Origin of the sequence: Cupriavidus sp. IK-TO18, assembly GCF_015549295.1 — a bacterium.
Lineage (GTDB): Bacteria > Pseudomonadota > Gammaproteobacteria > Burkholderiales > Burkholderiaceae > Cupriavidus > Cupriavidus oxalaticus_A.
Genome location: NZ_JADGMP010000016.1, coordinates 1 through 23,399, shown reverse-complemented (window position 1 = coordinate 23,399; position 23,399 = coordinate 1). Strand labels below are relative to the sequence as shown.

Below are 23,399 nucleotides of genomic sequence, written 5' to 3'. Positions count from 1 at the left end.
TTGTTGTCTCGTGGCTCAGCGCAATGCCAGGCCGCCAGCGCAGATGTACTTGACCTCGATGTAGTCCTCGATGCCGTACTTGGATCCCTCCCGGCCGACACCCGACTCCTTCACACCGCCGAACGGTGCGACCTCGGTGGAGATCAGGCCCTCGTTCAGGCCCACGATGCCGCATTCGAGCGCTTCTGCCACGCGCCAGGAGCGGGCGTAGTTAGTGGTATAGAAATAGGCAGCCAATCCGAAGGGCGTGTCATTTGCCATTGCGACGGCTTCTTCCTCGGTCTTGAAGCGGATGAGGGGGGCCACCGGGCCGAAAGTCTCCTCATTCATGAGCTTCGCCTTCGGCGACACGTCCGTGAGGATCGTCGGCTTGAAGAAGCGGCCGCCGAGGGCGTGGGCCTTGCCGCCGGTGAATACCTGAGCACCCAGAGAGACGGCGTCGTCGATGTGTTCGCGAACCTTCTCAATCGCCGCGTCGTCAATCAGCGGTCCGAGATCCACGCCCGGTGCCATGCCATCGCCGACGACTTGAGCTTCCACTGCAATCCTGAGCTTCTCTGCGAACGCGTCGTAGACGCCGTCCTGGACGAAGATGCGGTTCGCGCAGACGCAGGTCTGACCGGCATTACGAAACTTCGAGGCCATGACGCCGGCGACGGCAGCGTCGAGGTCGGCGTCGTCGAAGATGAGGAATGGCGCGTTGCCGCCCAGTTCCATAGAAACCTTCTTCACCGTACCGGCGCATTGCTCGAGGAGAGTCTTGCCGACATCGGTGGAGCCCGTGAATGACAGCTTGCGCACGACGGGGCTCGATGTGAGCTCACCCCCCACAACGGAGGCGGAACCGGTGACCACATTCAGTACCCCATCAGGGATTCCTGCTTCCTTGGCCAGAGCGGCGAGTGCCAGCGCAGAGAAGGGCGTGGCAGAGGCAGGCTTGATCACGATCGTGCAGCCTGCAGCCAAGGCGGCGCCAGCCTTGCGCGTGATCATCGCATTCGGGAAATTCCACGGGGTGATGGCGGCGACGACGCCGATGGGCTGCTTGATGACGATGATGCGCCGGTCCGATGACGGCGCAGGAATCACATCGCCATAGATTCGACGTGCTTCTTCCGAGAACCATTCAATAAAGCCAGACCCGTAGGCAATCTCACCCCGGGACTCTTTCAGCGGTTTGCCTTGCTCAAGCGTGAGGATCGTTGCCAGGTCCTCCTGGTTGGCCATGCAGAGATCGAACCATCGACGCAGCAGGCGGCTGCGTTCGCGCGAGCTGGTTGCGCGCCATGCCGGAAGGGCTCGGTCCGCGGCCGCGATGGCTGCCTGGACGTCGGCGGCCGTCATGCGGGGCACAGTACCGAGCTGTTGCCCTGTTGCAGGATTTGTGACGGGCACCACTTCGCCGTCAGCAGCGTCTACCCATTGGCCATTCACGTGGCACTGCTGGCGAAAGATAGAAGGATTCTGGATCTGCATGAAAAGGAACTCCGGTCGCTTTGACTTGAAGGGGGGAATCAGGAAAGCAGGTTGGCGGGTCGTTCGCCGCGGCGCAGTGCCGCGATCCCGTCGATCAGAAGCCATCCCATGGCGTTGCGCGTTTCCTCTGTCGCGCTGCCGATATGCGGACTGAGAAAGACGTTGTCGAGAGCGCGATAGCGCGGATCGACGTTCGGCTCGTTGGCGAAAACATCAAGACCAGCTGAAAAGACGTGGCCGTCGTTCAGCGCTTCGATCAGCGCATCGTCATCGACGATGTCGCCGCGGGAAATATTGACGACGACAGCGCCAGGGGGCAGTGCTCGGATGTGCGCTTGATCGAGCGTTCCTTTGAGCTGTGGTGAACCCGGTGCCGCGACCAGCAGCATCTCGCTGTGTCGGCAGAGGCTTTCGAGAGTCGTGTGGTAGATGGCGCCCTCGGCGACCTCTGGCCCGAGTCGGGAGCGGTTGTGGTAGTGGATTTGCACGCCGAATGCGCGGGCACGCGTCGCGATGGCTCGGCCGATGCGCCCCATGCCGAATATGCCGAGCCGCTTGCCGACCAGGCCTTTGCCCAGCAGTTGAGTGGGCGCCCAACCTGGCCATTGGCCGCTGCGGACCATGCGATCTGCTTCATAACCGCGCCGTGCGGCATTGAGCAGGAGCATTAGCGCGACTTCGGCACAAGCATCGCTCAGGACGTCAGGCGTATGCAGAACCTCGATGCCGAGCTCGCGAGCCGTGGCCAAGTCGATGTGGTCGTAGCCTACCGAGAGAGTGGCCACCGTCTTGAGGGTGGGCGACAGTGCGCGCAACACATTGCCGTCAATGCGCTCTGTCGCGGTCACCAGCAGAACGCTCACGCCCTTGGCGCGCTCGATGATTGTGGCGGAATCCGTCAGTTCGTCGCTTTCATTCAGCTTTACGACGAAGCGCTCTTTCAGCGCGGCTTCGATCTCCGCAGGCATGCGCCTGCATACGTAAGCATTTTCAAGCGACTGATTGTGATCCTGGGCCGGCATTGATGCAGTCTCCTCGTTGGGTTCGCGACAGCGTCGCACGAAGTCGTTGTGTTCTTGTGATTTGTATTACAAATTCATATGATGAAGATGTCAAGCAAATGTGTTCGGGATGCTATGATGTGAACTAGGCTGCCACAGCGCTGACGCGCGGCGAAGCAACGACAAGTGGAGCATTACCTTGCAGAGCACAACAGAAAATCTGACGGAAGCAGACCAGCAGCCAGCGGGGAAAGGCGGTTTTGAGCCCACATTGGCCGACCGCGTCACCGAACATCTCGCTGGGCAGATCCGACGCGGTCTGTACCCCGTCAATGCTCGTCTGCCGACGGAAAAGTTCATGACCGAGCAGTACGGCGTGAGCCGCACCGTGATTCGTGAAGCCATTTCCCGCCTTAAGTCCGAGGGCCTCGTGGAAAGCCGGCAGGGGAGCGGTACGGTTGTGCTCAATCCGGCGACCGCAGAGGTATTCCGCCTTGGGCGTGGCGGTTCCGACCCGGCCTTGGGGGTCGTGCGAATCCTGGAACTGCGTCGTGGGATTGAGGCGGAAATGGCCGCATTGGCTGCGGAGCGCCGTAGCGAAAGGCAAATGGACGACATCCGGAACGCATTGCGCGAGATCGACTCTGCAGTGCGGGCGGGCGGCGACGGCGTTGAAGAAGACCTGGCATTCCATCTTGCGGTGTCCCGTGCCACTGGCAATCCTCACTACACCGAGCTACTCGGCATGTTGACGCGGGCATTGAGAGACGCCATTCGCCTCACGCGTGGCAATGAAGCCAGACGAAGTGATCTGGCTGCGCATGTCCGCACCGAGCATGCGGAGATCTGCGCTGCGATCGAAACCCAGGATCCGCAACGCGCCCGCCAGGCGGCCTTCCTGCACATGCGCAATACGGAGGAGCGGATTCTCGCTGCCGAACGGGACTTCTGGACTGGTGATAGCCGGACTGCCGCGCAGAGACTGGCCGGAGCCAACCTTTCGACAGTGATACGGCGTGCTGCGGAAGGGAATAGGTGAAGCCGAATAGAAGCGGCTTTCGCTTCACGAACCGATTCCACTTGGGGAGAGCCGAAAGCCCTCGGGCAGAACTTTTCGGCTGATTGCCTATAATTTTCCCCCTGCTAACCAGCACCCGACTCTCGCTGGCTGGTGCCTCGCACAACAACTGACGTTTTCCTTCCATCTTCGCTGACCATAAAAATGATTACGTAGCCATTTATGTACTGCATTGATGCGAGTATGACAATATATTGAATCAATAAGTCATGTTGTGCTGCTTATGCGAGAAGGTCCGCGGGATGACCCGAGGCACGCTCGTGAGAGATGGTGTTTCTGTGAACCTGCACGGTCCAGTGCGCCTCCTGGTCGCAGCCCGAGCGCGCCAATTTGAGCGCGTCGCGCCGGTCGGCCTTGACCCGCTCGCCAGGCTTTCGTGGAATCAGTGATGGCGCGCACACCATGCAGTTGAATCCCCTCTGGACCAGTTAGCGGTAGAGGCCATAGCCGCAAGGGCCTGCTTCATAGACGATGCGTACGTGCTGCGCCTTGGACTGCCTGCGCTGGCACAGGCGATCGACGTCCGTCTTCCAGGTACCGATCTTGCCGACCAATTCCACCTCTCCCATGCCGATGGCATAAGCTGCAGTGATCGATCCCTTGTGTACGTCGAGACCGACGTACGCCGTGCTATCGTTTCCCATGCTGGCCTCCGTGCTGGAAATCGCCGGGTGTGGACTAAGGCCACACCATGCGGCTCTGGCAGCCAGGCTAACCCGCGTTTGATTCCCCACGGCGGGCCAGCCACCGACTTGGAGGCATACTGCCTAAACCGCTTCGCGGTGGTTCGAATCTCTGCCCAGCATCACGAATTAATAGTCGGTCTCCTACGCTCGGACGGCAAGCACGAAGCCAAATTGGAGGAACAAATGGCAGCAAAGCCTCGCACCTCGCAGAAGCTCCTGGCAGAGATGCGCGAGCAATGGCGCCTCTTGTCCCTGTACGAACGCTTCGAACAAGTCGTCGCCGTAGCGCTGAGCCTGATCGTCGCCGTAGTGATCGCGATAGCTCTCGTCCAATTGACCCTTGGTGTGCTGCCACATGTGCTCAGCGGCACGGTGAGCCCGCTCGATCATGAAGTGTTCCAAAATCTCTTCGGCATGGTGATGACGCTGCTCATCGCACTGGAGTTCAAGCACTCCATCATTCGGGTTGCGCTGCGCCGGGAGAGCATCGTTCAGGTCAAGACAGTCATTCTCATTTCGCTGATTGCACTGAGTCGAAAGTTCGTCATTCTAGATACGAAGGCAACCGACGCTGCCACAATCGCTGCGCTTTCAGGGGCGACACTCGTTCTCGGAGTGGTGTATTGGCTACTACGCGAGCGCGATGATCGAGTCGCTGGCCTCGATCGAGGAGAGCTTGGCAGCGAATGAGCGGGCGTAGGCGAACGACTCAAATTCGGGCCAGACCGGACGCCGAAGCGGCATATCTCGGCAGGCAACGCTAAATGCCGAGGCTGCCTGCCAGGCGTTCGGCCATCTGCATTTGGCGAAATGCTTCCACAACGTATTCGATGAATACGCGCGTCTTGGTTGGTATCAGTGTGCGCGTAGGGTAGTACAACGAAATGGCGCCTGCATCGGCATACCAGCGTGGCAGTAAGCGCACCAGTTCGCCACGTTCAATCCAAGGCAACACATCCGGTACAGCCAGCAGTGTCACACCGAGCCCCAGTAGCGCGGCTTCACGCATGGCGGCCGGGTCGCTCACCACAATGCGTTCGGGCATGGTCGCGGCAACCTCGTTGCCGGCGGCATCGCGCATGGTCCATTGGCGCGTGCGTCCTGTGCGTCCGGAGCGCATGACGATGCCATCCATGACGTTCAGCATGGATGGATCGGCAGGCAGCGTGCGTTCCCGCAGATACGCAGGCGACGCCACCGCGACGACATGCGCCGGTGCCAGTGCGCGCGACACGAGACCCGGCGTCAGCTCGAAGCCCCCGCCTATAGCCGCGTCGAACCCTTCGGCAATCAAATCGATCGCGCGATTCTCGAAATGCCATTCCGGGCGGATCGCCGGATAACGCTTCAGGAAATCGGGAAGCAATGGCAGCACGTAAGCCATGCCGAACGATGGGGCCAGGCTGACTTTCAGCACGCCAGCCGGTTCGCCGTGTTGGTTCGACATGGCGGCGATGGCGGCTTGGAGAGCGTCCAGGTTGCCGCCGATGGATGCAAGGAAGCGTTCGCCAGCCTCGGTAAGCGTCAGCTTGCGTGTCGAGCGCTGAAACAGTCGCACGCCCAGATTGCGCTCGAGCATGGCCACGTTGCGGCTGACGGCCGCGGGCGTCAGGGCCAGTCGGCGACCCGCCGCCGAAAAGCTACCGGTTTCGGCGCTGCGCACAAAGGATTCGAGGTTGGCGAGGGTTTCCATCCGACTCAGCTTACACGATTGCTTGAAGATGATTCCAGTCATTCGTAGCTAATGATCGTGGAATCGCACGCCCATACTTCGTTCACACCTCGTGATTCACCCCAACTGGAGAATAAAATGCCTCAACAGACGCTTTCCCTGGCCGGCAAGATCGCCCTTGTTACCGGCGGTTCGCGCTCCATCGGCGCCGCGATTGCCCGCCGCCTGGCCGCCGACGGGGCGGCCGTGGCGCTGACCTACAGTGCCTCACCGGATAAGGCCGCCACGGTGGTACGCGAGATCGAAGCGGCCGGCGGCCGGGCCATCGCGCTCGCCGCGGACGCCGGCGATCCCGCCGCGGCGCGCCTAGCCGTGGCCGCGACGGTCGACGCATTCGGTGGTCTCGACATCCTCGTCAACAATGCTGGCCTGGGCCTGGGCGGCGCAATCGAGGACATCCCGTTCGACACCTACGAGCGCATGATTGCAGTGAACGTGACCGGCGTATTTGTGGCCACACAGGAAGCGGTGCGGCATATGAAGGCGGGCGGGCGCGTAATCCACATCGGTTCGTCGATGGTGCGCTACGCAGCGTTTCCCACGGCATCGCTCTACACGCTGACCAAGGGTGCAATTGCAGGCTTCAATCGCAGTCTGGTGCGTGATCTGGGGCCGAAACGCATCACGGTCAACACCGTCCACCCTGGCCCGACCGACACCGATATGAACCCAGCCGGCGGCCCGGTTAGCGAGATCGTAGGGCCCGGCATTGCCTTGGGCCGATACGGGCAGCCACATGAGATTGCCGGCGTGGTGGCATTCCTCGCCGGCCCGGACGCAGCCTTCGTGACCGGTGCCGAGATCGTTGCCGATGGCGGCTTCACCGCTTGAACAAGGAGTTCGTCATGCAAGCAAGCTACGGAAAGACCATTGGCATCATCGGCGCGGGCGCGATAGGCATGGCGTTCGCCACGGCGCTGGCACGGCACGGCATCCAGGCGGTGGTGGCCAACAGCCGTGGGCCTGAAACGCTTCGGGATGCCGTGAAAGCAATCGGGCCTTCGATTCGCCCGGGCACGCGCGAGGAAGCCGCAGCGCAGGACATCGTGCTGGTGGCTGTGAACTGGTCGAAGCTGCCACTGGCACTGAGCGGGCTGCCCGAATTTGGCGGGCGGACTGTCGTCGACGCAAACAATCCAATTGAGGCCCCGCTGTTTCGCCCCGCGGACCTGCATGGCCGCTCTTCGAGCGCAGTGTTTGCAGACCTCGTGCCCGGCGCGCGTGTTGTCAAGGCGTTCAATCACCTGCAACCCGCGCTGGTGTCTGGCGATCCGCAAGCAGGAGGTGGCCGCCGCGTGTTGTTTTTATCCGGTGACGATGCGAACGCCAAAGCCGAGGTGGCCACGTTGATCGATCGTCTTGGGTTTTTCGGCATCGATCTCGGTTCGCTCGATGTGGGCGGAAGGCAGCAGCAATTTCCTGGAGGACCACTGGCGGCGCTTAACTTGGTGACAATGCGCTCGACTTGAAAAGATGGGATTGGAAGCAACCGAAAGAGGAACTCGCTAACGACGGCCCGGCATGCTCCATATAGTGCACGTGTCCGCTGTGGCAGAGCTTCGGCCATTCAGTCTGAGCCCGGCCTTCGCTTTCTGGCCGGCTACCGCCATTTTGATTCCGCCAGCTTGACCCGTAGCGGCTCGCCGCAGCGCGCAGAACAGAACGGGCAATCGTGACGCTCGCAAAGCTGCTGCCCCCGCTTCGTTGACACAACAGCCTTCTTTTCCTAAATTTTTTTGCAGGGCGACGAGTCGCCCGGTGTGCGTTGATTGGTCCGATACTGGCTCACCCAGCTCGGACGTTCTGCACCTGTGCTTTAGTGACCATTCGTGATGCCTTTGCAATCTGGGAGCGCACCATGTCAAAGGTTGCATATAGCCCTGTTGACGCGCGACGCTTGCGGCAAGACCGGGCAATCGAAGAATCTCGCAAGCGCGTCCGCATACAGATCACCCATATCCGGCATATTCAGGCAGAGGGTGACAGCCCGGACACCGCATATCGTGTTCTGAGGTATCTACGTCACTCAGTAAGGCAACTCAGGGAAAATCGCGACCTGTTTGTACGCGCTTTTGGGGCTGACGGGCACGATCGTATTCCGGTTGCACAGGAGTCGTCAGTACTGCCCAACGGCGCCGCTGAGCGGTTCGTTCAGGCCGAAGATGATGGCGAGCCAGCGCCAGATGCGGCCGCCACAAGTGGCGGGCCGAGGGAGGGTGCTGTATGCAACCCCCAAAATAATTGCTCCACGTACTCTTGAAATCTGACTAACTGCTTTTATTTCCGGCTCAAGCAGTCGCGACGTCGCGCTGCGTTTCTGTTTGTTTGCTGCCACCAAGGCAGGCGAACGGGAGCGCGCAAGCCCCTTCGCCTCCTTGCTGTTTGAAGGAGATAAGATCATGAGTCAAGTTTTTGGAGCCGATCTCTTCAGTGAACTCGACCGCCTGCAAAGGCAGATGGCGGACGTGTTTGGCGGCTTCCCCTCCAGTATCCGCTCCGGGCGCTCCGGCGCCTTCCCGCCGGTGAATATCGGGTCGACGGACGACACCATCGAGATCGTTGCGTTCGCGCCCGGGCTGAAACGGGAAAACCTGGAGGTCTCTATCGACAAGGGGCTACTGACGATCAGTGGAGAGCGCGGTCCTTCCTATGCGGACGACTCGCCAGATAGCAAGCGCTATGCGCGTGAGCGCTTCGTCGGCTCGTTCAGGCGCGTCATCGAGCTGCCGCAAAGCGCCGATCCTGACAAGGTTCAGGCTCGCTACGCGAATGGTTGCCTGTCGATCAGCGTGGGCAAGCGGGAAGCCTCCAAGGCACGCGCGATTGCCGTCCAGTGAACCGGGAGATTGCCATGTCAGAGATGAATCAAGTCGTTGCACAGCCTCAAGGTGCTGTCGCACCAGCCCAGGATGAAAAGGCGATGCCTACCGTGACGTTGCTCCCGCCGGTCGATATCGTCGAGGATGCGGGGGGCGTTACGTTGTGGGCGGACCTGCCTGGTGTGACCCGCGACCAGCTGGAAGTCAGCGTCCATGACGGGAACCTTCGCATCGAGGCGCAGGCTAACGTATCGATGCCCTCGGGCCTGCGGGTACAACACGCTGAAATCCGGCAGCCGCGTTTCGCGAGGACGTTCTCGCTGAGTCCCGACCTCGATTCGACGAAGATCGAGGCGAACCTGCAGGACGGCGTACTGAGGTTGACGATTCCACGTCGTGAAGCCGCGCGTCCGCGACGCATCGACGTCAGTGTTTCCTGAGTCCGGGCTGGGATAAGCCAGGATGAACGCGCCATGCCGCGCCGCAGGCGCCGGCATGGCGCATTCTCCGGTTTGCAGATAGGCATTGCAAAAGGATATAAGACATGGAGTTTGATTCCGACTGGATGACATTGGGCAAGCACCGCGTTCGCATCCGGTGCGTGCGCGGCTTCCCTACGGAGAAGACGCGAAGTGTGGCGGAGTTGGCCAGGATTGCCATCGAAAACAATCTCAGTGCAGCGGCGCGCCTGGTCGAGGTAACCGCGGACAGTGAAAAGACGTACACAATAAGCGTCGGCACAACCTTTCCGAAAGATAGGGATGTCGCGCCTCACCTCGACGTGGCGTTGGCGACCATGTTCGGGCTCAAATCCGATCAGGTGAATTTCGACGTCGTGGTAGTCAGTCAGGCCGAGGTCGATCTGCACTTCGGCGTCTACGAACGAATGCTGGCCGAGAAGCTTGGAATCGTGCCGAGTATTCAGTAAGCGAGAAAAGCGGGATGCCTTCATCGCAGCATACAGGCACAGAAACCGTTGGTGTCTGGTTTGTTGCGGCCTTGGTCATCGGCGCTTCAAGCGCCTACTTTCCGCTGCCCCTGCCGCCGATGCCAACCTTACCGCGCCCGATCTTGCGATGCGGTACACCGGGGCGCAGCCGCTTTCTGGTGCTAGCAGTCAACGTGACGTGCTCCGCAGGGTAGCGGGTTGTCCTATGCAGCGCGGCCTGGTAGGCAGGATGGTCCGGACTAATGTACTTGATCGCTGACATGATTGGCACCTCCTCAGAGGATTCTAGTCCGAAAAGGCAGGGCGACATGCCGCCTTTCTGACAACGCAATGCGCGTGTTCTGTGAAGGCACCACGCCCCATCCAACAGGGCATTGCCGAGCCATAAGAGCCAACCGAGATAATGTTAGCGATTGACGGTCCGCTTACCAGCAATTCGCCTGACGTCGGCGAACCGCTGAATTCCGCCCCCGGCGCTACTGTGCCCCAAGCCACCTCACATGAAGCCTGGATTTCGGGGAAGATAGCGCGTCCAATCGCCGCAGTCGCGCCAGCTTCCGCAGGATGACAAGTGCGAAGCTCCGACAATCTCTCACCGACCCGTCATAGCCATCGCGAGTACCGGGAGGTGAACGGCCGCGTCCAAAGTACAACTGCTATCTCGATACCCTAGTCCCCGTTGGCCTCGCCGTCAGGCCGTGTCACCACCTCGCGGAGCGGGATGACGGCGCGGCCGCCGCAGTTGCGCAGCAGGTCTCGCAATTCGTTGATTACCGGAAATACCTCGTGATTCCAGTCGCCCCCCTGCTTGTCGTGGGCCTCTTGCTCGCGCTCGACGATCCAGCGGTCCTCCCTGAAGATGCGTTCTGTGAACCAGACCAGCAGCGGCCATGCCAGGTCCAGTGCAAACGGAATGCCGGGCTTGCGGATGGAAAGCAGGCCAAACGTCCGGTTGGTGCGCTGCGCCGCGTCCAGCGGCACGTAGACGATCCACAGGTCCATCACCAACGTGCCGTCGCCCGAGCGGATCTGGAGGGTCTGGTACGGATATATGGTGCGCACCGTCATCACGTCCTTGTTGTCCCGGTCGCAGTTCTTCTTGCTGGCGCCAAACACCAGCGCCTCGCCCACAGGCTGCTTGCCTTCCATGCGCGCGAACGTGTAGTCCACTTCCACCCAGTCCTCTCCGCGACGGCGGCCCAGCGAGCGCGCGCGCATCTGTCCCATCTGCCGCCGGTGTAGGAACTGGTGGTTCATGTCCATCAGGTTCTCATGCATGAAGGAGTAGTGGCACTTGACCTCGCGGCCAAAGCGACGCGTCTTGTACGCCTTGTCCGCCACCGATGGCAGAGCGGGCAGCGGCCGCTCTTTGGCAAGCGCCCCATCGCCAGGAAAGACAAAGATCAGGCCGTGCACCTCGCGGCAGGGATAGGCACGCACGCCGTTGGGCAGGCGCTCACGCCCGAGGTATGGCACATCGATGCAGCGGCCGGTGCAGTCATAAGTCCAGCCGTGATAGCCACAGCGGATGGACTCGCCTTCCACCACGCCCGCGTGCAGCGGCACCTGCCGGTGTGCGCAACGATCCTCCAGTGCGAATATCGTACCGGACACGGTACGAATCAGTACGATCGGATCGCCGGCAAAATGCACCCCGTGGGCTTTGCCCCGCTTGACCTCATTTGACCAGGCCAATGGGAACCAGTGATCGGGATGGATGGGCACACGGCGCAGGTCGCGCACGGGCGCATTAGCGTGCGGGTCGATGGCATGGCTATCCGGCAAAGGCACTGTATGCATGCGTGACGCCTCCTCGTATAACGGGAGCTTCGACCGTCGCCACACGCCGACCAATTAGCGAACGGGGATTCGGCGCAGTTTACGCGAAGTCTACCGAACTCACCGGAATCCCGTTCTTTCCATAGTGTGGTTGATATTGTGGAAGGCTAAAGGTCATGGCCACCTTCGGCCAATCGACCCCCACACATCCTGGTGGCGGGGTAGCGAGCGTCCGGTGCCTGGTACGGAGCCGACGCTCAACTGCCGACGCTATAGCGCCGGGCAACGGCCGAAAGTGGCCGCTTGCTGCCGCTGAGTCCCCCGATAACATTGCTTACTGGCAGCCTGACTTAAGTGCGTCTTATCCACTTTTTGCGTTGAAAGTTGATAACTATTATCGAGAACGGTACATTTCGTGGCATCCGCCGTGCCCTTGCGCCCAACCCCGCCGTTGGGTGAGAAGGCGACTACGGCTGCAGAACGTCAGGGCCCTGTCGGGCGGGAGCACCGGCCCCGCCCTGGATCGCGCACTAGTCGAAGCTGACCGCGTTCACGGCGCAGGACGACAGGTTGGACTCATAGCTGCCGGGGCGCACACCCCATTGCCCTCCCCGCTGGGCCTGGAGCCAGAGCTCGATGGTGGTGATGAGCGTGGCGTCGTGGACGTGCTTGTCCTGCCGCCAGCAGACCTTGACCTCTGTTCCGTTGTTGGCTTCGGTGAATTTTTCCTGGCAATACTTGGCCATGGCTGGCTCCTTGAAGGATGCAACGTGTGGAACGGTGGACTTCACATCACGGTGAAATAGTCGCGCCAAGCGGCCTCCAGCGTGATCCGGGTAGGCATCGGCACGGCGGCGTTGTTGAACGTGGGCGGTTGGTTATTGCCGTAGTAGTAAGCGGTGCGGTCGTTCGTCGCCATATGGTCGCGCGTGGCATTGTCAACGCAACGGCTCATATGGATAGCCGGGAAGTTCGGATTCTCGTAGTACACCCAGACGCCTTGGCCGTTCGCGGGGTCGCGATACGCGCTGACTTTCCAGTCGTCCATCATGGTTGCTCTCCTTGAAAACGCTACTGCGATTGACGTGCCGGTGGGCGTATTCCCGCCAGCGCTACGAAACCGGCTTGCTGATCACGCCCAGCAAGACCGGGACATCCGAGCCGCTGCCATCGAACGAGACTTCGGTACCGTTGCAGCCCCGGCATGCCACGGCGCCCGGGGCATCCTGGGCGGCGCCCTGAACGGCAAAGGGGCCGACCCGCGTCAGCGAAGCAGCGAGTGCCTGCGCCTGGTGCGGACTGCCCGCGCGCAGCGCGATGCGCGGCTGATAGCCGATGACCGCGCCTGTTGGCAGCAACGCGAGCGCGCCGGCGGCCCCGAAGAAGTCGGGCGCGCCCGCCGGCAGCGCGGCCTGGCCGCCATCCAGCAGGCCGGCGTCGAACCAACTGCCAGGAGTCAGCGCGAAGACGCCGAACCCACCCAGCGACAAAGCCAATCCGTTGACGCCGTCAGGCAGGCCATTCGGCGCACCTTCGACCATGGCCGCTAGCGGCGCCGCGTTGATTGCATCCGCGACCGCCGCGCCGCCGGCGCCTTGCAGCCCCAGGAAGGAAGGCCAGCTTCCCGCCGCCGGCAAGGCAGCAGCAGGCGCGGCCCCGGCCAGAGCGGCCAGCGCCAGAGGCGGCAGGGACACCGACCAGGCCGTAGCGCCGCCGGCCGGCGCCGCGCGCCATGCGGCCAGCCCCGCAGGCCAGCCATCGAGCGCGTATTGCGGGCAACGGAATACCACGCCCGCCGCATAGAGGCTGGCGGCCATGTTCAGGTCCGAGGCCTCTTGTTGCGATGCCAGCAAGCAGCGATTCAGGGCTGCCGTGAGCGCCGGCACGCGTTCACCCAACGCCGCCAGCAGCGCTTGATGCGCTTGCGCAGGCGCCATGGCGTTGGCCGCGGCGTTGACGCCCGCGGGCATGGGCGGCCCGGGCCGCCACGCCCGCACCGCCTGGCGGTAGCGCGCGAGGTCGGCCTGCAGGCTGCCCGTCCCGGCAGCCGCCCGCAACAGCGCGGGCTGCCCTGCGGCGCTTTCCACCAGGTAGCTCAGGCAAAGCCAGTAGGCGGCAAACAAGCCGCTGTGTGGCGCGTAGACACCCGCGGCAGCGGGAATGCCGTCGCCCAGCTGGTAGGTGCACCAGTTGCCCACCTGCGCATCCGCGTTGCCCAGTCCGCTGAAGGTGGCGGCCCCCGCGACGGAGAACACGTCGTTGCCAGCCACGCCCGCATGGCTGGCAAGTGCCGCGGCATACATGCGCCAGAGCGCAAGGTCGGATAGCACGGCGAGACCTCCCGGCAGGATGGACAGGATGAACGGCTGGGCGGCGCAGCCCCTCGCCCGAGCGCGCGAGGGACTGCGATCGCGACGGCCTCAGGTGCCCAGCTGCTGGCTTACTACCCCAAGCAGGATCGGCAGGGTGCTGCTGACCGGCCCGATCGTGACCGTGGCAGATGCATCGTCCCACTTGATGTCCTGCTTGGTGCCGTTGGTCGACACCGTGGCCGAGCCGATGCGGAAAGGGCCGATGCCGATCGACGCGGTCGCCTGCGCCTGCCAGGTGTTCTTGACGTTGCTGTAGTCGCTGGCCGCCATCTTCAACTTCACGGTCGGCTGGAAGCCCACCACGATCTGCGTCGCCATCCGCGCCAGCGAGCCGCTGTCGGCGAAGAAGGCCGGCGCGCCGGATTTGAGCCGCTGATGGTAGGTCGACACCAGCCCGCCGTTGTCCCACCACAACCCGGGGCCGACCGGGAAGGTGCCGAAGCCGGTGAAGTCCACTGTCAGGCTGAAGTCACTGCTGGTGGTATTGATGCTGGTCTTTTGCCCGCTGGCCGAACCGCTGCCGAAGAAGGAGAAGAAGTCGCCGAACAGGCTGGCGTCTACCGAGGTGCTCCAGCCGAACTCGTCGAAGTCGTAAGTCTTCGAAGCGGAAGTCACCGAGATCGACGCGCCGGCGTTGTTCTTGCCGGCGACGCTGGCCTGCTGCCACTCGGCGTACTTGGCGCTAAACGCCTGCAGGGAATAGGACGGCGCGAAGGCCGAGATCAGGTTGTTCACCGGCACCGGATTGGTGCCACCGATCACCACCGGCTGGCTGCCTGCGGGTGCGACGCTGCCCACCTTGACCGGCATGTTGTACGGGTTCTGCAGCGTCATGCTCTGCGCGCCGTTGATGCCCACCTTGGCCCGCGCCTGCTGCACCACGCTATAGCCGGCCCCATAGGCCTTGATCATGATCTCGTCATACGCGCTGGCGGCGCCGATCAGCGCATTGTTGGCGCTCAGGTAGGACGGATAGCTCTGCTGCACCCAAGTCTGGAAGGGAGGCGGCGAGGGATTGACGTTCTTGTACGCCCCGTAAGCCGTATAGGCCGCTACCTGGACATTGTTGAATGCGGTCTGCGCGGTATTGAGCGCCGCCGCGGCCTGGTTGACCTGGCTGTCCAGGTTCGGATTAACCATGGCGCCAAGGTCGATCCAGTCGAGGAAGGTCGCGTACGTGGCCAGAAGGCCGCCCACCGGCGCATAGGCCGGGCTGTTGGCAGGCACGACATCGCCGATGCCGTACACATAGGCATTGATGATGTCCGGGTCGGCGTTGCCCAGGTCCACGTTCAGGGTGGTTGAGCCGGCGCTGAACTGCTGCTGTGCGGACATGCCATTGGGGAAGGCGGTCGCCTGCAGGGCGCCCATCCACTGCTTCCACAGACCCACGGTATCGACGTTTGCCATTTTTTTGCTCCAGATCGTTTGCCGAGAAGGGACGGTGGCGGCATCCAGGCCCCACCCTCCGCCGACGCGCCGTGCCCCGCCGCCATCGCGCATGCACCGTTCGTCTGGCATTCATGGTCGGTTATCGCGGGCGCCGCCGAACTGTGCCGCGGCCTGATTCGCACCTTCAGGAATGCTGATTCGCGCATCAGCAGCACGGATATCGCGGCCGCCGGCGGCGTAGCGCCTAGAAGAGGTCTTCGCGAATCGCGTAGCGCGTCAGCTGGGCAATGCCCTTGACCTGGAGCTTGGCCATGATGTGCTCGCGATGGGTACCCACCGTCTTGCCGCTGATGTGCAGCCGGTCGGCGATCTCCTTGGTGGAGTGCCCCTCCACCAGCAACTGCAGGATCTGCCGCTCGCGCGTGCTGAGCTGCGCGCTCGGCTCGATCGAGCCGTGGTGCCGCGCGCAGCGAAGGCTGGCGACCATCGCGGTGGCCACCTCGGGACTGAGATAGGAACGTCCTCCCGCCACCGTGCGGATGGCCTTGCCGAGTTCGTCGCAGGCGCAATCCTTGAGCAGGTAGCCAAGCGCGCCGGCGTCCAGCGCGGCGGCGATCCTGCGCTGCTCGCCATGCGCCGAGAGGCACAGGACGCGCGCCGAGGGCACGTCCGGCACGATGCGGCAGAGCGCGTCGATGCCGTTGAGTACCGGCATGCCGAGATCGAGGGCGATCACGTCCGGGAGCAAGGCCTGCGCCATGCGCAAGGCTTCCATGCCGTCGCCGGCCTGGCCGATGACGGTCATGTCCGCTTCGCGCTCAAGCAAGGCGGCAAGTCCCTCCCGGAAGAGCGTGTGATCGTCGGCAAGCAAAACACGAGTTTGCGGCATGCTCAACCTCGCGGCATGGTGTGGATTCCGTCGCGGTGCGCCGAGCCGCCGGTATCGACGCCCGCCGCCCGCCAGTGCCCCGTGGGCATCACGATGCGCACGTGCGTGCCGCTGCCGTGCGCGGAGCCCACTTCGAGGCGTGCCCCCAGCGCGCGAAGCTGTGCCGCGCTGCTGGGAAGGCCAAAACCGCCCCCAGCACTGCCCTGGCCGGCAACAGAGCCCGGATCGAAGCCACGGCCGTCGTCCTCCACGCTGACCGTGACGTGGCCGCGCTTACAGGCCGTACGCACCCACACCTGGGATGCGCCGCTATGCTTGCGAACGTTGGCAAGCAGCTCCTTCACCACGCGCAGCAACACCGCGGTGGCAGCTTGCTCAAGCGGCGCCTGGGGGCCGCGCAGATCCAGCAGCAGGCGGGGAACCCCGCTCGATCCGTCCCCTGCGCAATGCACCAGGCTACGCAGCGCGTCGTCGAGCGGCCCCTGCGCCAGCAGGCCAAGGCCGAGATCGATCGTCGCCGCGCGTACGCTGGCGGCAGCCTCCGCCACCAGCGTACGCGCCTCGCCGATCAGCGCGCGTGCCTGCGGCGGGCATGCCAGCTTCTCCAACTGGCCCAGCCGCAATAGCGCGAGGGCAAGCGCCTGGCCCACTTCGTCGTGCAGGCTGCAGGCGATGCGCTGCCGCTCACACTCCCGGGCCGCATGGCTGGCGTCGAGGATGGCCTGCTGTTGCTCGCGCCGCCGCCCGCGCACTGGACGATTGGCCTGGTACGCGGGCGCGCCTCCTGGGACAAGCCCGTCGCTGTCCCCGGGCGCCGCCCCGGCATTCTTGTTCTGCAACATCCCTGTCCCCATTGAAACCAACAAACTCTCCAGCGCGCGAAAATCTCTTTTAAATATTATTCAATTGACATACAGTTCCATGAATCCCGCGCCAGCTCTGGCTTTCCGGACTTCGCGGTCAAGCCTTGCGCAGCATCATCCCGCCGCGCGCACGCGGCTTGCAATACTGCCAATGCCGTATCTCCGTTAGCACAGGGATTCACTCATGGCGCCAGAGGCCATGGCGCAGGCAATAGATCGCCACGCCGGCCGCATTGCCCACGCCGAGTTTCCGGTACAGGTTCTCCCGATGCTTGCGCACGGTCAGGTTGCTCAGGCCGAGTTCCCTGGCAATCCGCTTGCTGGTATGCCCCGCTGCTACCCGTTGCGCAATGTCACGCTCACGCTGCGTCAGCACAGCCGGTGGCACGCCCGCCGGATGCGCCGCCATTGCCGCCTCGATGGGCCGCGCGAGATCGACGAAAGCCGTGCGCCACCGCGTAGGCGGCAAGCTGCGCCGCATTGCGCAAGCCCGTCTTGGCCAGCAAGTTGCTGCGATGCTTGCGGGCGGTCAGCACGCTGATCTGCAATGCAGCGGCAACGGCGCGGCAACTCATGCCGGATGCGATCAGCCCCAGGACTTCAAGTTCGCGCTGCGTCAGCGTGGCGGAGAGAATGCTTTGAGCCTGCATGTGTTGCCTGGGACGGGATGAAGCCCGCAATTCTGGCAGATAGCAGCCCCCCGGGTGGGTGGCAGACAAGCCCGCCGCCGAACAACGCGAACTAAAGTCGCTGTTCAGGCCGAAGTCGGCCCAGGTTCTACGCGCCATGCTGCGCGAGCCCGACCGTGCTTGGCGCGTCACCGAGTTGTCGGAAATCTCCGGAGTCAGCCTGGGGCACGTCAGCAATGTACGCAACGGCTTGATTGATCGGGATTGGGCAGTTCGATGTGGACGTAGGGCTAGATGCGGAAGCACTCGGCGATGGCGAATACGCGACCTTGATCGGCGCTCTTTAATGCCATGGATACGCGCAGCGCGAGGGGCTTCGGCGCTTCCAGCTGGTTCGCCAGGTCACAACGCGAGATGGCGGGGAAGCGATCGACGTCGTGGTCGATTTCTTGATGCCGCGCGACGCGGAGATCGTCAAGAACAATCCTCCGGCGCTGAAGGACCGTCTCCGGTCGTGCACGAACAGGCTGTCGCGTCCGGCGAACACCCGAGTTGGCTCGCGCCCGGCGTGCGAGAATACGGTGCGACCAGAAGCCGACTTGCTGCGGTCGCCAAAACACAACGCGGAGACGATATTGGCCAAGAATCTACTGTACGGCCTGGTAACAATGGTACTTGCAACATCGGCGTTTGCCGGGGAGCGCTACATAGAAGTATGGAACCCGCCGGAGGCGCGCAGTTCCGCCACGAAATACCTGAAGCCATCGGCACACAAACCGGAGAATAGTCGTGTGGGTCCTCCTGCAACAAGCAGCCGGACGCCTCGAGTAGCGAAAATCTCACCGTTACGGCCGGCCACAAGGGGCAAGGCCCGGCAGGCTGACATACAACGACATTCCGCGGCAGGTTACGCCAGAAGGTAACGTGCTTCGGGTGGTAGGCGGCCACTCTCGAGCTGACATTGAGCGCTGATCGAGCAGCGGCCGGGGCGGTCCAGACCATCTGGCAGGCGGCCAACGAGGCCGCCACCGGCGAGCTGGCCACGCTGCGCGCCGCTGCCCGCGCATTCCGGAGCGCCCCCTTGCGCTATCATCCGGCCCATCTGGTCCACCGCAAACGACAGGAGCAGCCAATCATGCGACACATCGGTCAGACCGTCTCGTTCATCCGTCCCGACGGCCAGTCGGTCAACGGCTACCTTGCCAGGCCGGATCTCACTGACGGCGCCCCGGCCATCATCGTTGTCCAGGAGTGGTGGGGGCTGAACAACCAGATTCGCGGCGTTGCCGACCGCCTTGGGCGTGCCGGTTACTACGCGCTGGTACCTGACCTCTACCGCGGCGCCAGCACGGTCGAGCAGGAAGAGGCCCACCACCTGATGTCCAAGCTGAACTTCGGCGACGCCGTGGCGCAGGACATCCGCGGCGCCGTGCAGTACCTCGGCACCCTGAGCAGCCGCATCGGTATCACCGGCTTCTGCATGGGTGGTGCGCTGACACTGCTGTCGCTGAACTCCATCCCCGAGCTGAACGCAGGTGTGCCGTTCTACGGCATGCCGCCGCTGGAAGCGATCGATCCTGCCAATATCAAGGTGCCGGTGCTCGTTCACTCGGCCGCGCAGGACGCGTTTTTTGCGGCCGAGGACTTCGACAAGCTCGAGGAGAAGCTGCGCGCCGGCGGCGTCGACGCGACGTTCCACCGTTACCTCGCGCACCATGCCTTTGCCAACGAGGAGGCCATCGGCGACGGCCGCATCGCCGGTACCCAGTACGACGCCGCTTGGGCGCAGGTCGCCTGGGACCGCACGCTGACGTTCTTCGCGCGCCACCTTTGGCGCTGATCATCGCCAGCCGGGAAGCATCCCGTCCGCGGCCTCGGCACGCGCAACAACTGACGGGTGGATTGCATTGGGTGCAAATACGCCCCGGCAATTGCTTCGTTTACTGGATGTGCTGGAACTGTCCCATCTGGCCCATGATCCAGGTTGCTTTTCCCCGCCGGCCTCGGCTTTGGCGTACAAACCTGTACGCCTCGCAAGGGTTAGTCGCGGCACACATCAGGCGCTGTGCTCTGTTAACGCTTCAATGGCGTGGTTAGCACGGTCTCATTCGTGTCCACGACGAACACCGCAAGCAGCTTGGCGGGCTCCGTCTTGCTCGCGTTGGCACTGACGTCGTGCCGGTCGCCAGGCATATCGGTGAAGTTCTGCCCCTTCGTGAAGGTGCGAAGTGGTCCGCCGTTGAGTTGGTTCAGCACGGCGCCTTCCGTCGCGAGCTACCTGCCGAATTTATGGATCACTTCACATGAGCGCGCGCCAGCCACTGATCGAGACTGGTGCGACCTATCCGCGCATCGCCCAGCGGCACGAGCGACAGTTCCTCGACTTGGCCGCCGTAGTATCGCGCGTCGGGATCCGTCACGACGGTGCGCGCGTCGCCCACCGACTTCAGATAGCGCGAAACGATCTGCGCGAAGGGCGCGCGGTCCGGTCCGGCGATGTCGATGGTGCCGTTTAGCGGCGCCCCCAGCGCGACCTGCGCAAGCGCCGCCGCGACGTCATCCGCAGCGATCGGCTGGAACATCCCGTCGCCAATGCGCACAGTGCCGCCATCCGTACCGTAATCCGCGATGGCCCCGATGAATTCCATGAACTGCGTGGCGCGCACGATCGTGTATGGCACACCGGCCGCGTCGATCACCGCTTCCTGTGCAACCTTGGCCGTGAAATACGCGTTGTCCGGCATGCGGTCGGCGCCGACGATCGACAGCGCGACGTGATGGCGCACCCCCGCAGCCACCTCGGCCTTGCCGAGATTGCGTGCCGAGGTGCGGAAGAAGTCGAGCACCGCCTGCGGCTCCCAAGACGGCGCATTCGTCACATCCACGACGACATCCGCGTTCACCAGTGCATGGCTTAGGCCTTCGCCGGTCACTGTGTTGACACCGGTACGCGGGGATGCGGCGACTGCCGTGTGGCCCGCCTCTTTGAGTAGCGTGACAAGACGTGAGCCGATCAGGCCAGAACCACCGATTACAACGATCTTCATGGCAGATTCTCCATATCAGGGTAGAGGAACGCGCTGCGCACCTGGTGTGGGGGGTATCACTGAACGTGCCTGTCACCGTCGCATCGTATGAAGCCATTGTGGAACAATCATGCCCTATGGATAAGGGCCCGGTTCTGGACGAACGCGGATTGCATGTGGCATGGTTGAACGCCTGATTGCGATGACAAGTTCTTTGCTCGGCTTAAATGGTAGACCTTGTTCAAGCCGATTACGACATGACGCTTGCTTCCTATTTCATCGGATAGATGGATCCGTCGCCGCCTTGGCACCCACCCGCAGGAGCCCCTGATCAGCTTTGGCCAACGCTGGCTCCGATTGGTGTCGATGCGACAACAGAGTGGGTACCTTGGCGGCACTACTGGTGCCGCGGGCCGAAGGCTACGATTCTTCCCAAGCGGTGCCTGCAGCAATCCAGCGCAGGTCCGGCGAGCATCCCCGCCAACCTAGCAGGAGTGATCATGGCTCAACGCATCAACTACTTTCAGCAATCCCCGGAACTGTTAAAAAAGCTCATGGAGCTCAACAGCCTGTTCCCGAAGACGACGATCGAGGAACACGTTCGCGGACTCGTCGAGATTCGCGCGTCGCAGCTCAACGGTTGTGCATTCTGCGTCGACATGCATATCAAGACGGCGAAGATCCACGGCGAGCGCGAACTGCGGCTGCATCATGTAGCGATCTGGCGCGAATCCACGCTGTTCTCGCCGCGCGAGCGCGCAGCGCTGGCATGGACCGAAGCGTTGACCCGGCTGTCCGCAGAAGGTGTGCCCGACGATATCTACGAGCGCGTGCGCACCCAGTATTCCGAAAAGGAGCTGTCCGACCTGACTTTCCTGGTGGGCGCAATCAATACCTGGAACCGGTTGAACGTAGCGTTCCGCATGGTGCCGGGCGCCTTTGACAAGACGTTCGGACTGGACAAAGCCAATCTGGAGTGATGCCATGAAAGGCATGATTGCGATGGCGGCAAGCCTGCTGCTGGCGCTGTCGGTGCAGCTGGCCCACGCAGCGCCGCCGGACGTCGTGGTCAAACCGCTGACCACGACGGCATTGCCCGATTATCCGGGCAAGGAAGTGGAAATGATCACGGTGGAGTATCCGCCTGGCGCCTACGACCCTGTGCATCGTCATGATGCGCACGCGTTCGTCTACGTGCTCGAAGGCAGCATTGTGATGGGCGTGAAGGGCGGCAAGGAAGTCACGCTCAAGGCGGGCGAAACCTTCTATGAAGGCCCGGACGATCTCCACACTGTTGGGCGCAATGCCAGCAACACCAAGCCGGCGAAGTTCGTCGTGCTGCTGATCAAAAAGCAGGGGGCGCCGATCTTCACCCCGGTGATGTAGCGCCAGCCGTTCTCCCGGGCCGGTGCACGCCTGAGGCATTCTGATTCTTCCTCCTGTGCCGACGCTTCGTCCTCGCGAGCGTCGGCGTTTCCTTGTTGCGACAGCGTGATCAGCGAGCAGGTCCCGCATCATCATCCAATGGGGGCACGCCATTGCCGATCGACAGCTCGCCGCCGTGCGCATCGATGATCGAACGACAGATCGACAGCCTCATCCCGAGACCCGTCGGCTTGGTCGTGAAGAACGGTGCCAACGCCTGCTCGGGGTTTTGCGATGCAAAGCCCGGCCCCGGGTCACAAACAGTCACAACCACACAGCCAGCGTCGGCCTGACTGGTGCTGATGCGCAGTTCACGGATATCATCGCTGTCCCCGTTCATTGCCTCGAGCGCGTTGATCAGATTAGTGCGAATCGCATGTCATGGCTGGCCGCGATCGGCAGGGCATCGCTCGTTCCGGGAACGAACACGGAGACTTACTTTGCATCCCGCGCCACGGCGATTTTTAATGCCGCCCGGAATGCACATCGCATGCACGTGCATGACCGCCAGAGGGGACCTACGTGCCCCCGTTGTGGCAACGTACGCATAGCCGACGCGCTCGCCGCGATCTTGTACTCCCGGGAACGCCTAGCAGGTACCGGTGATGTTCTAGGAGGCAGAACCCTTGAAATTCCGGAGACCAGTCTGCCCTTGACTACCTAAGCGGTACCGCCATGATGGGGCTGCTACCTCCGATATCTACCGCCCTGGATGGTTCACCAATCTTTGGCACTGCAGCAGTATCTGCCCCGCCGCCTATAGTGAAACTCTGGTAGAGGCCCGGCACCCGCATAGGTATGGGGCCTCCACAGTGGAGATTCCGCGGTGCGAGCTTGGTCGTGCCGCTTTCCAGCCGGTGTACTTCCTTGGAGGCTTCAATGCTCTACCGGTTCATGGAGTATCAGCGCGCAATGTTCGCGCCATTCGCTGTGTGGGCAGCGAACGCGGCCAGCGCGTTTTCCGATCATGAGAACCCGCTGTCGCAGATACCGGGCGCTCACATGTTTGCCACTGGTTACGAAATGCTGTCCCGTCTGGGACAAAGCGACGACAAGCCGGGGTTCGGTATCGCAGCCATTGAGCGCAACGGCTGCGTCGTCCCGGTGGTGGAGCAAGTCGTCCTGGAACGGGCATTTTGCCGCCTATTGCGCTTCGCACCGGATCCGGTCGCTCTTGGCCCCGCCGCCTCCCATACAAGACCTGCTGTGCTGGTCTGTGCGCCGCTGGCAGGGCATCACGCCGTCATGCTCCGCGAGGTCGTCGAAACCTTATTGGCAGAGCA

The 23,399-nt window shown here is 62.7% G+C and carries 25 protein-coding genes and 4 pseudogenes; 13 read left to right on the top strand and 16 right to left on the bottom strand.

Annotation, left to right across the window (positions count from 1 at the left end; all coding sequences use genetic code 11):
- Nucleotides 1-15: 15 nt before the first annotated feature.
- Together IPF36_RS14350 and IPF36_RS14345 are read right to left on the bottom strand one after the other, a co-directional pair.
- On the bottom strand, nucleotides 16-1,476 hold the full coding sequence (locus tag IPF36_RS14350) for an NAD-dependent succinate-semialdehyde dehydrogenase (protein WP_133093132.1): 1,461 nt from the start codon (nucleotides 1,474-1,476) through the stop codon (nucleotides 16-18).
- A 38-nt stretch (nucleotides 1,477-1,514) separates the two neighbouring features.
- On the bottom strand, nucleotides 1,515-2,498 hold the full coding sequence (locus IPF36_RS14345) for a D-glycerate dehydrogenase (RefSeq protein WP_133093131.1): 984 nt from the start codon (nucleotides 2,496-2,498) through the stop codon (nucleotides 1,515-1,517).
- 178 nt (nucleotides 2,499-2,676) lie between these two features.
- Between IPF36_RS14345 and IPF36_RS14340 the strand changes: the two genes are divergently transcribed.
- Complete coding sequence (locus IPF36_RS14340; protein ID WP_346769569.1) at nucleotides 2,677-3,516, top strand: FadR/GntR family transcriptional regulator; 840 nt, start codon at nucleotides 2,677-2,679, stop codon at nucleotides 3,514-3,516.
- 356 nt (nucleotides 3,517-3,872) lie between these two features.
- Here IPF36_RS14340 and IPF36_RS14335 read toward each other — a convergent pair.
- Nucleotides 3,873-4,199: pseudogene (locus IPF36_RS14335) on the bottom strand (transposase); the annotation flags it as partial.
- Nucleotides 4,200-4,424: 225 nt separating this feature from the next.
- Between IPF36_RS14335 and IPF36_RS14330 the strand changes: the two are divergent.
- The gene (locus IPF36_RS14330) at nucleotides 4,425-4,931 is read left to right on the top strand and encodes a phosphate-starvation-inducible PsiE family protein (RefSeq protein WP_133093130.1); all 507 of its coding nucleotides are present in this window, start codon (nucleotides 4,425-4,427) and stop codon (nucleotides 4,929-4,931) included.
- Between the two features lie 70 nt (nucleotides 4,932-5,001).
- Here the strand turns inward: IPF36_RS14330 and IPF36_RS14325 are convergent, their stop codons facing one another.
- Complete coding sequence (locus IPF36_RS14325) at nucleotides 5,002-5,934, bottom strand: LysR family transcriptional regulator (protein ID WP_135707095.1); 933 nt, start codon at nucleotides 5,932-5,934, stop codon at nucleotides 5,002-5,004.
- 117 nt (nucleotides 5,935-6,051) lie between these two features.
- On the opposite strand from IPF36_RS14325, the gene IPF36_RS14320 reads away from it, so the two are divergent.
- The 5 genes from IPF36_RS14320 (at nucleotide 6,052) to IPF36_RS14300 (ending at nucleotide 9,720) form a co-directional block, all read left to right on the top strand.
- Nucleotides 6,052-6,804 carry an SDR family oxidoreductase gene (locus IPF36_RS14320; protein ID WP_195428384.1) on the top strand — a complete coding sequence of 251 codons (753 nt, stop codon included), beginning with the start codon at nucleotides 6,052-6,054 and terminating at the stop codon, nucleotides 6,802-6,804.
- A 14-nt stretch (nucleotides 6,805-6,818) separates the two neighbouring features.
- Nucleotides 6,819-7,442, top strand: coding sequence for an NADPH-dependent F420 reductase (locus IPF36_RS14315; RefSeq protein ID WP_195428381.1), 624 nt, complete (start codon nucleotides 6,819-6,821; stop codon nucleotides 7,440-7,442).
- A gap of 930 nt (nucleotides 7,443-8,372) precedes the next feature.
- Complete coding sequence (locus tag IPF36_RS14310) at nucleotides 8,373-8,810, top strand: Hsp20/alpha crystallin family protein (RefSeq protein WP_133093126.1); 438 nt, start codon at nucleotides 8,373-8,375, stop codon at nucleotides 8,808-8,810.
- 14 nt (nucleotides 8,811-8,824) lie between these two features.
- Nucleotides 8,825-9,232, top strand: a complete 408-nt coding sequence (locus IPF36_RS14305) for an Hsp20/alpha crystallin family protein (protein WP_195428379.1) — start codon at nucleotides 8,825-8,827, stop codon at nucleotides 9,230-9,232.
- 104 nt (nucleotides 9,233-9,336) lie between these two features.
- Nucleotides 9,337-9,720, top strand: coding sequence for a hypothetical protein (locus tag IPF36_RS14300; protein ID WP_133093124.1), 384 nt, complete (start codon nucleotides 9,337-9,339; stop codon nucleotides 9,718-9,720).
- A 690-nt stretch (nucleotides 9,721-10,410) separates the two neighbouring features.
- On the opposite strand, the gene IPF36_RS14295 is transcribed toward IPF36_RS14300, so the two are convergent.
- From IPF36_RS14295 to IPF36_RS14255, 9 genes are all read right to left on the bottom strand, one after another.
- Nucleotides 10,411-11,541: an aromatic ring-hydroxylating dioxygenase subunit alpha gene (locus tag IPF36_RS14295; protein WP_133093122.1), complete on the bottom strand. Its 1,131-nt coding sequence runs from the start codon at nucleotides 11,539-11,541 to the stop codon at nucleotides 10,411-10,413.
- A 509-nt stretch (nucleotides 11,542-12,050) separates the two neighbouring features.
- The gene (locus IPF36_RS14290) at nucleotides 12,051-12,266 is read right to left on the bottom strand and encodes a hypothetical protein (RefSeq protein ID WP_133093121.1); all 216 of its coding nucleotides are present in this window, start codon (nucleotides 12,264-12,266) and stop codon (nucleotides 12,051-12,053) included.
- Nucleotides 12,267-12,307: 41 nt separating this feature from the next.
- Complete coding sequence (locus IPF36_RS14285) at nucleotides 12,308-12,571, bottom strand: hypothetical protein (RefSeq protein WP_092140914.1); 264 nt, start codon at nucleotides 12,569-12,571, stop codon at nucleotides 12,308-12,310.
- A 61-nt stretch (nucleotides 12,572-12,632) separates the two neighbouring features.
- A complete protein-coding gene (locus tag IPF36_RS14280) occupies nucleotides 12,633-13,850 on the bottom strand; it encodes a hypothetical protein (RefSeq protein WP_195428377.1) in 1,218 nt (405 codons plus the stop codon).
- A 90-nt stretch (nucleotides 13,851-13,940) separates the two neighbouring features.
- Nucleotides 13,941-15,302 carry a hypothetical protein gene (locus IPF36_RS14275; protein ID WP_243736792.1) on the bottom strand — a complete coding sequence of 454 codons (1,362 nt, stop codon included), beginning with the start codon at nucleotides 15,300-15,302 and terminating at the stop codon, nucleotides 13,941-13,943.
- A gap of 226 nt (nucleotides 15,303-15,528) precedes the next feature.
- Nucleotides 15,529-16,173 (bottom strand): response regulator transcription factor, encoded by a 645-nt coding sequence (locus IPF36_RS14270; RefSeq protein WP_195428375.1) that lies wholly within the window; start codon nucleotides 16,171-16,173, stop codon nucleotides 15,529-15,531.
- A 2-nt stretch (nucleotides 16,174-16,175) separates the two neighbouring features.
- Complete coding sequence (locus tag IPF36_RS14265; protein WP_255519767.1) at nucleotides 16,176-17,015, bottom strand: sensor histidine kinase; 840 nt, start codon at nucleotides 17,013-17,015, stop codon at nucleotides 16,176-16,178.
- A 199-nt stretch (nucleotides 17,016-17,214) separates the two neighbouring features.
- Complete coding sequence (locus IPF36_RS14260; RefSeq protein WP_240746092.1) at nucleotides 17,215-17,412, bottom strand: response regulator transcription factor; 198 nt, start codon at nucleotides 17,410-17,412, stop codon at nucleotides 17,215-17,217.
- Nucleotides 17,396-17,686: a response regulator transcription factor gene (locus tag IPF36_RS14255; RefSeq protein ID WP_255519779.1), complete on the bottom strand. Its 291-nt coding sequence runs from the start codon at nucleotides 17,684-17,686 to the stop codon at nucleotides 17,396-17,398. Before IPF36_RS14255 ends, IPF36_RS14260 begins: the two co-directional genes overlap by 17 nt.
- Before the next feature lie 58 nt (nucleotides 17,687-17,744).
- On the opposite strand from IPF36_RS14255, the pseudogene IPF36_RS34630 reads away from it, so the two are divergent.
- From IPF36_RS34630 to IPF36_RS14250, 3 genes and pseudogenes are all read left to right on the top strand, one after another.
- Nucleotides 17,745-17,936 (top strand): annotated as a pseudogene (locus IPF36_RS34630) (hypothetical protein); the annotation flags it as partial.
- Nucleotides 17,929-18,156, top strand: a pseudogene (locus IPF36_RS34625) (hypothetical protein); the annotation flags it as partial. The pseudogenes IPF36_RS34630 and IPF36_RS34625, both read left to right, overlap by 8 nt.
- Nucleotides 18,157-18,800: 644 nt before the next feature.
- On the top strand, nucleotides 18,801-19,505 hold the full coding sequence (locus IPF36_RS14250) for a dienelactone hydrolase family protein (RefSeq protein ID WP_195428368.1): 705 nt from the start codon (nucleotides 18,801-18,803) through the stop codon (nucleotides 19,503-19,505).
- A 233-nt stretch (nucleotides 19,506-19,738) separates the two neighbouring features.
- Here IPF36_RS14250 and IPF36_RS14245 read toward each other — a convergent pair whose 3' ends face one another.
- Nucleotides 19,739-19,921, bottom strand: coding sequence for a hypothetical protein (locus IPF36_RS14245; RefSeq protein ID WP_243736790.1), 183 nt, complete (start codon nucleotides 19,919-19,921; stop codon nucleotides 19,739-19,741).
- A 38-nt stretch (nucleotides 19,922-19,959) separates the two neighbouring features.
- Nucleotides 19,960-20,712 carry an SDR family oxidoreductase gene (locus tag IPF36_RS14240; RefSeq protein WP_133093115.1) on the bottom strand — a complete coding sequence of 251 codons (753 nt, stop codon included), beginning with the start codon at nucleotides 20,710-20,712 and terminating at the stop codon, nucleotides 19,960-19,962.
- Between the two features lie 479 nt (nucleotides 20,713-21,191).
- Between IPF36_RS14240 and IPF36_RS14235 the strand changes: the two genes are divergently transcribed.
- Together IPF36_RS14235 and IPF36_RS14230 are read left to right on the top strand one after the other, a co-directional pair.
- Nucleotides 21,192-21,671, top strand: coding sequence for a carboxymuconolactone decarboxylase family protein (locus tag IPF36_RS14235; protein WP_133093114.1), 480 nt, complete (start codon nucleotides 21,192-21,194; stop codon nucleotides 21,669-21,671).
- Nucleotides 21,672-21,675: 4 nt separating this feature from the next.
- Nucleotides 21,676-22,077, top strand: coding sequence for a cupin domain-containing protein (locus IPF36_RS14230; protein ID WP_195428366.1), 402 nt, complete (start codon nucleotides 21,676-21,678; stop codon nucleotides 22,075-22,077).
- A gap of 109 nt (nucleotides 22,078-22,186) precedes the next feature.
- Here the strand turns inward: IPF36_RS14230 and IPF36_RS14225 are convergent, their stop codons facing one another.
- Nucleotides 22,187-22,474, bottom strand: coding sequence for an ATP-binding protein (locus tag IPF36_RS14225; RefSeq protein ID WP_256376127.1), 288 nt, complete (start codon nucleotides 22,472-22,474; stop codon nucleotides 22,187-22,189).
- Between the two features lie 521 nt (nucleotides 22,475-22,995).
- Between IPF36_RS14225 and IPF36_RS14220 the strand changes: the two are divergent.
- Nucleotides 22,996-23,399: pseudogene (locus tag IPF36_RS14220) on the top strand (polyhydroxyalkanoate depolymerase); the annotation flags it as partial.